Origin of the sequence: Tistlia sp. (assembly GCF_040905785.1) — a bacterium.
GTDB lineage: Bacteria > Pseudomonadota > Alphaproteobacteria > Kiloniellales > DSM-21159 > Tistlia.
Genome location: NZ_JBBDQW010000018.1, coordinates 1 through 9,605, shown reverse-complemented (window position 1 = coordinate 9,605; position 9,605 = coordinate 1). Strand labels below are relative to the sequence as shown.

General features: G+C 71.6%; 11 protein-coding genes. 8 read left to right on the top strand and 3 right to left on the bottom strand.

Translation table 11 applies throughout. The features are described 5' to 3' along the window. Window positions 1-21: 21 nt before the first annotated feature. Window positions 22-423, bottom strand: a complete 402-nt coding sequence (locus WD341_RS05240; RefSeq protein WP_368424377.1) for an SDR family NAD(P)-dependent oxidoreductase — start codon at window positions 421-423, stop codon at window positions 22-24. 194 nt (window positions 424-617) lie between these two features. On the opposite strand from WD341_RS05240, the gene rplM reads away from it, so the two are divergent. The 4 genes from rplM (at window position 618) to WD341_RS05220 (ending at window position 2,954) form a co-directional block, all read left to right on the top strand. Continuing rightward, entirely contained in the window at window positions 618-1,088 is a 471-nt protein-coding gene (gene rplM, locus WD341_RS05235) for a 50S ribosomal protein L13 (RefSeq protein ID WP_368424376.1), read from the top strand. Beyond that, window positions 1,085-1,561 carry a 30S ribosomal protein S9 gene (gene rpsI, locus WD341_RS05230; protein ID WP_368424375.1) on the top strand — a complete coding sequence of 159 codons (477 nt, stop codon included), beginning with the start codon at window positions 1,085-1,087 and terminating at the stop codon, window positions 1,559-1,561. Before rplM ends, rpsI begins: the two co-directional genes overlap by 4 nt. A gap of 129 nt (window positions 1,562-1,690) precedes the next feature. Then, window positions 1,691-2,380 carry a LysE family translocator gene (locus WD341_RS05225; RefSeq protein ID WP_368424374.1) on the top strand — a complete coding sequence of 230 codons (690 nt, stop codon included), beginning with the start codon at window positions 1,691-1,693 and terminating at the stop codon, window positions 2,378-2,380. Window positions 2,381-2,384: 4 nt separating this feature from the next. Continuing rightward, entirely contained in the window at window positions 2,385-2,954 is a 570-nt protein-coding gene (locus WD341_RS05220; RefSeq protein WP_368424373.1) for a gamma carbonic anhydrase family protein, read from the top strand. Window positions 2,955-3,006: 52 nt separating this feature from the next. Here WD341_RS05220 and WD341_RS05215 read toward each other — a convergent pair whose 3' ends face one another. Beyond that, complete coding sequence (locus WD341_RS05215) at window positions 3,007-3,603, bottom strand: hypothetical protein (RefSeq protein WP_368424372.1); 597 nt, start codon at window positions 3,601-3,603, stop codon at window positions 3,007-3,009. Continuing rightward, entirely contained in the window at window positions 3,603-5,438 is a 1,836-nt protein-coding gene (locus tag WD341_RS05210) for a PHA/PHB synthase family protein (protein ID WP_368424371.1), read from the bottom strand. Before WD341_RS05210 ends, WD341_RS05215 begins: the two co-directional genes overlap by 1 nt. Window positions 5,439-5,700: 262 nt before the next feature. Between WD341_RS05210 and WD341_RS05205 the strand changes: the two genes are divergently transcribed. The 4 genes from WD341_RS05205 to WD341_RS05190 all read left to right on the top strand — a co-directional run. Further along, window positions 5,701-6,648 carry an OmpA family protein gene (locus WD341_RS05205; protein WP_368424370.1) on the top strand — a complete coding sequence of 316 codons (948 nt, stop codon included), beginning with the start codon at window positions 5,701-5,703 and terminating at the stop codon, window positions 6,646-6,648. Between the two features lie 37 nt (window positions 6,649-6,685). After that, window positions 6,686-7,924 (top strand): LL-diaminopimelate aminotransferase, encoded by a 1,239-nt coding sequence (locus WD341_RS05200; protein ID WP_368424369.1) that lies wholly within the window; start codon window positions 6,686-6,688, stop codon window positions 7,922-7,924. Continuing rightward, on the top strand, window positions 7,921-9,267 hold the full coding sequence (locus tag WD341_RS05195) for a homoserine dehydrogenase (protein WP_368424368.1): 1,347 nt from the start codon (window positions 7,921-7,923) through the stop codon (window positions 9,265-9,267). The genes WD341_RS05200 and WD341_RS05195 overlap by 4 nt, the downstream gene beginning before the upstream one ends. A 130-nt stretch (window positions 9,268-9,397) precedes the next feature. After that, window positions 9,398-9,605: fructose-bisphosphatase class II (locus WD341_RS05190; protein WP_368424378.1), on the top strand; the 208-nt coding region annotated here is incomplete at its 3' end.

Genomic DNA, 9,605 nt, shown 5'->3' with positions numbered 1-9,605 from the left:
TTTGCCTAGACCACGAGGATGCTACCGCCTCGTCGCCAGCCCCATAGCTTCTGTCCCCGAGCGCTTCATGGCGACGATGGCGGCCTGGGTGCCGTAGAAGGGGCCCTCCAGGTTGACCGCGAGCGCCCGCCTGAGGTCGGCCGGGGTCGCGGCCTCGATGTCGCCCGGCACCGCCAGGCCGGCGTTGCTGACCAGCACGTCGAGCGGCCCGAGCGCCGCCTCGACCTCATGCAGCGCCGCGTGCCAGGCCGCCGGATCGGTGACGTCGAGGGCGAGCGAGAGGGCGGCGGCCGGCAGCGCCGGCGGCGCCAGGTCGCTGGCCGCGACGCGCGCGCCGGCGGCGGCGAAGCGGGAGACGAGGGCCGTGCCGACAACGCCGGCCGCGCCGCTGACCAGGACGACCCTGCCGTCCAGGCCGCTCATCGCGGCCCTCCGGGTGGGGTAACATGATACCCCAATTGCAAGTATCGGTTTTTACTGTAGGTTTTTCGTCGTTGACAGCTCATGGGCGCTCCCCTATATCGCCGGCTTCCGCGGGGGCTTCGGATTGGCGAACGGCCCCTTGCCTCCCGCGCCTGCTTTTCGATCCCTCTGGAAAAAGAGCGACGGTTCCGACGATGAAGACCTATTCCGCGAAACCGGCGGATGTCGAGAGGAAGTGGTACGTGATCGATGCCGAAGGGCTCGTTCTCGGCCGCCTCGCCTCGCGCATCGCCATGATCCTGCGCGGCAAGCACAAGGCGATCTTTACGCCGCATGTCGACACCGGCGACCACGTCATCGTGGTCAACGCCGAGAAGGTGCAGCTCAAGGGCAACAAGCTCGAGGACAAGCGCTTCTACTGGCACACCGGCTACGCCGGCGGCATCAAGGAGCGGACCATGGGTCAGATCCTCGGCGGCCGCTACCCGGAGCGGGTGGTCCTGAAGGCCGTCGAGCGCATGGTGCCGCGCGGTCCCCTGGGCCGCCAGCAGATGGCCAAGCTCAAGGTCTACGCCGGCGCCGAGCACCCGCACGCCGCTCAGCAGCCCGAGGCGCTCGACTTCGCCGCCGCCAACCCCAAGAACGCCAGGTTGTCCAACCGATGAGCGAACAGACCCTCACCGATCTCTCCCAGCTCGGCGAAGCCACGGCCGTCGAGGCCCAGGCCAAGGTCGAGCCGAAGCGCGACGCCCAGGGCCGCTCCTACGCGACCGGCCGGCGCAAGAACGCCGTCGCCCGCGTCTGGGTCCGGCCCGGCAGCGGCCGCATCCAGGTCAACGGCAAGGACCTGCCGGTCTACTTCGCCCGGCCGGTGCTGCAGATGCTGATCGCCCAGCCCTTCCAGGTCGCCAACCGCGAGAAGCTGTTCGACGTCTTCTGCACGGTCTCCGGCGGCGGGCTGTCCGGCCAGGCCGGCGCGGTGCGCCACGGCATCAGCCGCGCCCTGACCTTCTACGAGCCGGAGCTGCGCCCCGTGCTCAAGCAGGGCGGCTTCCTGACCCGCGACTCGCGCATGGTCGAGCGCAAGAAGTACGGCAAGGCCAAGGCCCGCCGCAGCTTCCAGTTCTCCAAGCGCTAAGCCTTCCCGCGAGCCTCGGCTCGCCGCAGCGGGCGGTCCCTCGGGACCGCCCGTTTTGCGTTCCGGGGCCCTTGCGCGGCGCCCGCGTTTGACGCTTGCTGTGCGGGATCGCCAGCCAGGAGTCCCGGCATGTTCGAGCTGTCCGCCTATCTCACCTTCGTCGCCGCCTGCGCCGCCGTGGTTATCGTGCCGGGTCCGACGGTGACGGTGATCATCGCCAACTCGCTGCGCCACGGCGCGCGCGCCGGCCTCGCCAACGTCGCCGGCACCCAAGCCGGCCTGGCGGTCATGCTGGCGGTGCTGGCGGGCGGCCTGCAGGTCGTCGTCGCCGCGCTGGGTGCAGTCTTCGAGATCGTCAAGCTGCTCGGGGCCGCCTACCTGATCTATCTCGGCGCCCGGCTGCTGCTCAGCCGCTCGGCGCTCTCGAGCGCCGGCGCAGGGGCGGCGATCGGGGGGGCGGCGATCGGGGGGGCGGCGATCGAGGCGACGGCCGCGGAGTCGGCCATGGGAGCGCGGCGGTTCTCCTGGGCCAGCTACTTCTGGCAGGGCGTGCTGGTGATCTGGGCCAATCCCAAGGCGCTGCTGTTCTTCGGCGCCTTCATCCCGCAGTTCGTCAGCCCCGAGGGGCCGGTGGTCGCGCAGACCCTGGCGCTGGGAGCGACCTTCATGGTCGTGGCGACGCTGCTCGACGGCGGCTACGCGCTGCTCGCCGGGCGCGCCGGGGGATTCCTGACCCGCCAGCGCGTGCGCCTGCTCGAGCTCGCGAGCGGCTGCTTCCTGATCGGCGGCGGGGTCTGGCTCGCCCTGACCCGGCGCTGATCGCATGGGCGGGATCGTCAGGCCCTACCGCGGCGTCTGGCCGCGCATCCATGCCGAGGCCTTCCTCGCCGAGACCGCCGTGGTGATCGGCGACGTCGAGATCGGCGCCGGCAGCTCGGTCTGGTACGGCGCGGTGATCCGCGGCGACGTCAACCGCATCGTCATCGGCCGCGACTGCAACATCCAGGACGGCACGGTGGTCCACTGCAATCACGACCGGGAAAGCGGCTACGAGGTCGCGGACTACCGGCAGACCGGGGGCGGCGTGCCGACCCTGATCGGCGACGGCGTCACCGTCGGCCACATGGCGCTGCTGCACGCCTGCACGCTCGAGGACGGCAGCTTCGTCGGCATGCGCGCCACGGTCATGGACAAGGCCGTCGTCGAGAGCGGCGCGATGGTCGCGGCCGGGGCCCTGCTGACCCCCGGCAAGCGGGTGCCGTCGGGCGAGCTCTGGGCCGGCGCCCCGGCCGCCTTCAAGCGCCGGCTGAGCGAGGCGGAGCTGCAGGACTTCGCCTATCAGGCCGCTCACTACCGGCATCTCGCCGGGATCTATCGGGCGGAAGAGGGGTAGGGCGGCGGTCGCCTCGGGATCGTTTGGGCGAGCGGGCGGCCAGGCGGGCGGCCTACCGCGCCCCTTGCGCCTGGGCGAGCAGGGCGATCAGCGGCGCGACGGCGCCCAGGCGCTGCTGCACCGCCTGCCAATCGACGGCTTCCTTGTCCTGCAGGAGCTCGGGCAGCGGCCGCTCGTCGAGGGTCAGGTCCTGGGTCAGCTCGGCCTGGCTGAGCAGGCCGTCGCCGTCGCTGTCGAAGCCCTCGACCAGCTGCTCCGGCCGCAGGGGGCGTACCATCATCTCGCCGATCGCCAGGCTGGCCCGGTCGCGCTGGCCCATCGAGGGCTTCTTCCACTGGGCCCAGGCATCCAGCTCGCTCTTGATGGCAGCCAGCTCCTGGGGGGAGACGCTGCCGTCGCCGTCGCGGTCGGCGAAGGCCCAGGCCGCGTTGATGCAGGTCTGGGCGGGCGCCACGTTGCAGGGCGCGGCCGCCGTGCGCATGAAGGAATCGAAGCGCTCGGCGCCCACCGTGGCGCTCCCGGTGGCGCTCCCGGTGGCGCTCCCAGTGGCACCCCCGGTGGCGCTCTGGGAGGCTGCGGGCCCGGCGGCCAGCGTCACGGCCACCGCCAGGGCGGCCAGGGCGACGAGGCCTCGGGCACGGAGTGCCATCACTGCTCCTCCGGATCGAGCGCGCGGACCTTGACGTAGCTGCCGGGCGCATCCTCGATCGGTTTCAGCTTCCCGTCGCCGGGCTGGCGCGCCGGCACCTTGGCGCCGCCGTGCCGTGCGATCCACTTCCGCCATTCCGGCCACCAGGAGCCAGCCTGCTCCTTGGCGCCCCGGAACCAGGCATCGGGATCCTTGGGATTCCGCGTCGAGGTCCAATGCGAGTACTTTCCCGAGCTCGGCGGATTGACGACGCCGGCGATGTGGCCCGAGGCAGCGAGCACGAACTTGCAGGGCCCCGAGACGTTCTGGGTCAGGTAATAGGTCGACGTCCAGGGCGCAATGTGGTCTTCGCGCGTCGAAAGCATGAAGACCGGCGTCTCGATCTTGCGCAGGTCGATCGGCACGCCCTTGAGGGTGATGCCGCCCGGCGCGGTCAGCCGGTTCTCCTGGTACATGCTGCGCAGGTAGAAGGAGTGCATGGCCGCGGGCATGCGCGTCGAATCGCTGTTCCAGTAGAGCAGGTCGAAGGGGAAGGGGTCCTTGCCCAGCAGGTAGTTGTTGACCACGAAGGACCAGATCAGGTCGTTGGCGCGCAGCATGTTGAAGGTCGTCGCCATTGAGGCGCCTTCGAGGTAGCCCTTCTCGCTCATCTGCTCCTCGAGGGCCGTCAGCTGCTCCTCGTCGATGAAGACGCCCAGCTCGCCGGCCTCGGCGAAGTCGGTCATGGTCGTGAAGAAGGTCGCGCTCTTGATCCGCCCGACGTCGGGGCCCGGGTCCTTGGGCTTCTTGGCCGCGAGGTAGGCCAGGCTGGCCGCGAGCAGCGTGCCGCCCAGGCAGTAGCCGATGACGTTGAGGTCGCGCTCGCCGGTCGCCTGCTCGATCGCCTCGATCGCGGCGAAGGGGCCATCGAGCATGTAGTCCTCGAAGGTCTTGGCGGCGAGCCTGCTGTCGGGGTTGACCCAGGAGACGACGAAGACCGTGATGCCCTGGTCGACCGCCCACTTGATGAAGGAGTTCTTCTCGCGCAGGTCGAGGATGTAATACTTGTTGATCCAGGGTGGGATGATCAGCAGCGGCCGCTTCATCACCGTCTCGGTGGTCGGCGCGTACTGGATCAGTTGCATCAGGTCGTTCTGGTAGACGACCTTGCCCGGCGTCACCGCGATGTTCTCGCCGACCCGGAAGGCCTCGTCGTCGACCATGCGGATGGCCAGGTGGCCCTTGCCGCGCTCCAGGTCATCGAGCAGGTGCTCCAGGCCCTTGACCAGGTTCTCGCCGCCGCTCTCCAGCGTCGTGCGCAGCACCTCCGGGTTGGTCATCACGAAGTTCGAGGGGGCCATCGCGTCGACGAACTGGCGGGTGTAGAAGTCGACCTTCTTGGCGGTCCGCTCGTCCAGGCCCTCGACGTCCTGGACCTGGTTCTGCATCCAGCGCGCGGTCAGCAGGTAGGACTGCTTGATGAAGTCGAACAGCTGGTTCTCGTCCCAGGCCGGGTCCTTGAAGCGCCGGTCGCCGCGATCGGGTGCGACCAGCGGCTCGGGCTCCTCGCCCATCATGCGGCGCGCGGTCGTCTGCCAGAGCTTCAGGTAGTCCTGCCAGAGATTGAGCTGCGCCTGCATCAACTTGGCCGGGTCGGCCATCATGCGCGCGGTCATCTCCAGGAAGGCGCCGCCAATGTTGAGCGGATCGAGACGCGTAGCGCTCGCCTGGCCTTCCGACTGGCGCTCCAGGAACTCGGCGACGAGCTTCTGGCTGCGCTCGGCGATCTCGCTCATGGACTTCGACATCTTGACCGGATCGGGGAGACGGATTTCCGGCTCCTGTTGCTCGGACATGGCGCCTTTCCTATGCTGCACGGCCGCCGACCAGCGTGCCTGCCGGGCCGGCGGCTGGCCTTGTGTTACCTTGCCCTCGGCGGCGGTGCAAGGTAACTAACGACGCTGCGCGCGGCGCGGCCGAGTCGCATGTTTTCCGGGTCCCCGCACCGGGCCCGGCCGGATCGGAGGTGCTTTCGCCTTGACCATCGGCAGACTAACGGCCGGCTTCCCGTCGGCCCCGCTCCGCCGGTTCGCCCCGCTCCGGCGCCCGCTCCGGCGTTTGGGCGCAGGCCTCGTGCTGGCCTCGGCGCTCGCTGGCCTGTCGGCCTGCTCGGCCTATGACGAGCTGTTCAGCGACGAGCCGGTGCCCGGCATCGTGACCACCGGCTCCGGCGACCAGCAGGATGCGGTGGTGCCGAGCCTCGCCAGCGTGCCGGGGCGGCCGACGCCCTCGAGCGCGGCGCAGCGCCAGGCGTTGCAGGAGAGTCTGCGCGTGGATCGCAGCCGCGCGGTCTATTCGGACCAGCCGGCCGAGCGCTTGCGGACCGGAACCTCGGACGCCACGGCCGAGGCGACCGCCGAGGCGGTCAGGGGCGACGTCGAGCGCCCGGACCTGCCGGAGGCGCCCGCCGCGCCCGCCGCTTCGGACGGCTTCCAGCCGCTTCCCGAGCCGTCGCAGGCGACCCGCAGCGAGCCCCGGAGCCAGCCCCAGAGCCAGCCCGGGAGCCAGGGCGAGACGTCCGCGCGCAGCCGCCCCCCGAGCCCCGCCCCGAGCTACGACACGCGCCCGGACCCGAGCGAGAGCCGCGCGGCGCTGCCGACGCCCGCCGTCGGCCCGGCGCAGATCCAGCAGTACAACCTGCCGCAGCGGCCGAGCTACAGCGAGCTCGCGGGCGTGATCTTCTTCGGCTACGGCTCCTCGGCGCTCGACCAGCGCGATCTCGGGGTCCTGCGCCAGATCGTCCAGCTGCAGCAGCAGCGCGGCGGCACCCTGCGGGTCGTGGGGCACGCCTCGCTGCTCACCGGCGTGACCGATCCGGTGAAGCACAACCTGGCCAACTTCGACGTCTCGCTGAAGCGCGCCCAGTCGGTCGCACGCCGGCTCGAGACGCTGGGCGCACCGGCGGTCGTGGTCGAGGCCATGGGCTCGGCCCAGCCGGTCTACTACGAGTTCATGCCGACCGGCGAGGCCGGCAACCGGCGCGCCGAGATCTTCCTCGACTACTGAGCCGGGCGCCGCGCAGCGTCCCTTGCCGAGGTCCTCGATGGACAGCGAGTTTCACCGCATCAGGCGCCTGCCGCCCTACGTCTTCGCCGAGGTCAACGCGCTCAAGGCCCAGGCGCGCGGCGAGGGCCGCGACATCGTCGACTTCGGCATGGGCAATCCCGACCAGCCGCCGCCGCCCCACGTGCTCGACAAGCTCGCCGAGACGATCCGCAATCCGCGCGTCCACCGCTACTCGACCTCGCGCGGCATTCCCGGCCTCCGGCGCGCGCTCGCCGCCTACTACGCGCGGCGCTGGCAGGTCGAGCTCGACCCCGAGCGCGAGGTCATCGTGACCCTGGGCTCGAAGGAGGGGCTGGCCAACCTGGCCCAGGCGATCACCAGCCCGGGCGACATCGTGCTGGCGCCGAACCCGAGCTACCCGATCCACGCCTTCGGCTTCATCATCGCCGGCGCGGCGATCCGCTCGATGCCCGGACCGAGCGGGCTGGCGCCGGCCGGCGGCGGCACGAAGGGCGAGGAGTTCCTGCGCCAGCTCGACCGGGCGGTGCGCCATTCGGTGCCCAAGCCGCTGGCTCTGATCGTCAACTTCCCGAGCAACCCGACCGCCGAGACGGTCGAGCTGGCCTTCTACGAGGAGGTCGTCGCCTTCTGCCGGCGCCACGGCCTCTTCGTGATCTCCGACGTCGCCTACGCCGAGGTCTACTTCGACGGCGTCCCGCCCCCCTCGATCCTGCAGGTCCCCGGCGCCAAGGAGGTCGCCGTCGAGTTCTCCTCGCTGTCCAAGACCTACTCGATGCCCGGCTGGCGGGTCGGCTTCTGCGCCGGCAACCCGCGCCTGATCGAGGCCCTGGCGCGGGTCAAGTCCTACGTCGACTACGGCGCCTTCACGCCGATCCAGGTCGCCGCCACGGCCGCCCTCAACGGCCCCCAGGAGTGCGTCGAGGAGATGCGCCAGCGCTACCGGCGCCGCCGCGACGTGCTGATCGAGGGCCTGGTCGCGGCCGGCTGGCCGGTGCCGAGCCCGCCGGCGACGATGTTCGCCTGGGCGCCCCTGCCGCCGGCGCTGGCCGAACTCGGCTCCCTGGTCTTCTCCAAGCTGCTGCTGGCCGAAGCCGACGTCGCGGTCTCGCCGGGCGTCGGCTTCGGCGAGTACGGCGACGGCTTCGTACGCTTCGGCCTGGTCGAGAACGAGCAGCGCACCCGCCAGGCGGTGCGCCGGGTGCGCGCCTTCCTGCGCGACCTGGATCCGGAAGCGACGGGGAGGCTGGCTTCGTGAAGGCCGCCGGGAAGGGCGCGCCCCTGAGGGTCGGGATCGCCGGGCTCGGCACGGTCGGCGGCGGCACGCTGCGCGCGCTGGCCGACAATGCCGAGGCGATCGGCTTGCGCTGCGGGCGCCCGGTACGCGCGGTCGCGGTCTCGGCCCGCGACCGGCACAAGGAGCGCGGGCTCGACCTCTCGGCCTGCCGCTGGCACGACGACCCGCTGGCCCTGGCCGCCGACCCCGAGGTCGAGGTCGTGGTCGAGCTGATCGGCGGCTCCGACGGCCCCGCCAAGGCGCTGGTCGAGGCCGCGCTGGAGGCCGGCAAGCCGGTGGTCACGGCCAACAAGGCCCTGCTCGCCCATCACGGCACCGCGCTTGCCCGCCTCGCCGAGGCCAGGGACGCCGGCCTCTACTACGAGGCCGCGGTCGCCGGCGGCATCCCCGTGATCGGCCTGCTGCGTGACGGCCTGGCCGGCAACCGGGTCGAGCGGGTCGCCGGCATCCTCAACGGCACCTGCAACTACATCCTGACGACGATGCGCGAGAGCGGCCGCGAGTTCGCCGACGTGCTGGCCGAGGCCCAGGCCCTGGGCTACGCCGAGGCCGACCCCGGCTTCGACATCGACGGCGTCGACGCCGCCCACAAGCTGGCGATCCTGACCGCGCTGGCCTTCGGCTGCACGCTCGACTTCGAGGCGGTACGGGTCGAGGGCATCCGCCAGATCTCGGCCGTCGACATCGCCTTCGCCGAGGAGCTCGGCCTGCGCATCAAGCTGCTCGGCATCGCCGCGCGCAACGGCGGCGGCGGGGGTCCCGGCGGGGGCGACGGCGGGGGCGAGGCCACGGTGTCGCAGCGCGTCGCGCCGGTCATGGTGCCGCTCGGCAGCCCGCTCGCCGCCGTCGAGGGCGTGTTCAACGCGGTCCTGGCCGAGGGCGATTTCGTCGGCAAGATCATGGCCGAGGGTGCCGGCGCCGGCGAGCGGCCGACCGCCTCGGCGGTGGTCGCCGACCTGGCGGCGATCGCCCGCGGCGACCGGCGGGCGGTGTTCGGCGTGCCGGCCGCGGCGCTGCGGCGGCTGGCGGCGGCGCCGGTCGAGGACCAGGCCGGCGCCTGGTACCTGCGGCTCATGGTCATCGACCAGCCGGGCGTGATCGCCGAGGTCGCGGCGGCGCTGCGCGACGAAGAGATATCGGTCGAGGCGCTGCTGCAGCGCGGCCGCGACCCGGGCGAGCTGGTGCCGGTGGTGATCACCACCCACGAGACGAGCGAGGGCCGGATGCGCCGGGCGGTGGCGCGGATCGCCGCGCTCGAGGCCTGCCTCGAGGCGCCGCGCCTGATCCGCATCGAAAGCGAGTAGCCGGCGAAGGGCGAAGCCCGGCAAAGCGTGTAGACTGTACGTCAAGATGGCCCGCCGGCCCCTGGACCGGCCGGCAATGGGGTCGCGAGACCGAAACCTGGGAGGAGAGCAGGCAGGCATGCCCGAACCGATGGATCGAAACCTGGCCCTCGAGGCCGTGCGCGTCACCGAGCGGGCGGCACTGGCCGCCTCGCGCCTGATGGGACGCGGCGACGAGAAGGCGGCCGACCAGGCGGCGGTCAGCGCGATGCGCGAGGCGCTCAACGCCCTGCCGATCGAGGGCACGGTGGTGATCGGCGAGGGCGAGCGCGACGAGGCGCCGATGCTCTACATCGGCG

Coding starts and splice junctions, on each gene's coding strand:
- WD341_RS05240 (WP_368424377.1), bottom strand. CDS start 423: ATGAGCGGCCTGGACGGCAGGGTCGTCCTGGTCAGCGGCGCGGCCGGC.
- rplM (WP_368424376.1), top strand. CDS start 618: ATGAAGACCTATTCCGCGAAACCGGCGGATGTCGAGAGGAAGTGGTAC.
- rpsI (WP_368424375.1), top strand. CDS start 1,085: ATGAGCGAACAGACCCTCACCGATCTCTCCCAGCTCGGCGAAGCCACG.
- WD341_RS05225 (WP_368424374.1), top strand. CDS start 1,691: ATGTTCGAGCTGTCCGCCTATCTCACCTTCGTCGCCGCCTGCGCCGCC.
- WD341_RS05220 (WP_368424373.1), top strand. CDS start 2,385: ATGGGCGGGATCGTCAGGCCCTACCGCGGCGTCTGGCCGCGCATCCAT.
- WD341_RS05215 (WP_368424372.1), bottom strand. CDS start 3,603: ATGGCACTCCGTGCCCGAGGCCTCGTCGCCCTGGCCGCCCTGGCGGTG.
- WD341_RS05210 (WP_368424371.1), bottom strand. CDS start 5,438: ATGTCCGAGCAACAGGAGCCGGAAATCCGTCTCCCCGATCCGGTCAAG.
- WD341_RS05200 (WP_368424369.1), top strand. CDS start 6,686: ATGGACAGCGAGTTTCACCGCATCAGGCGCCTGCCGCCCTACGTCTTC.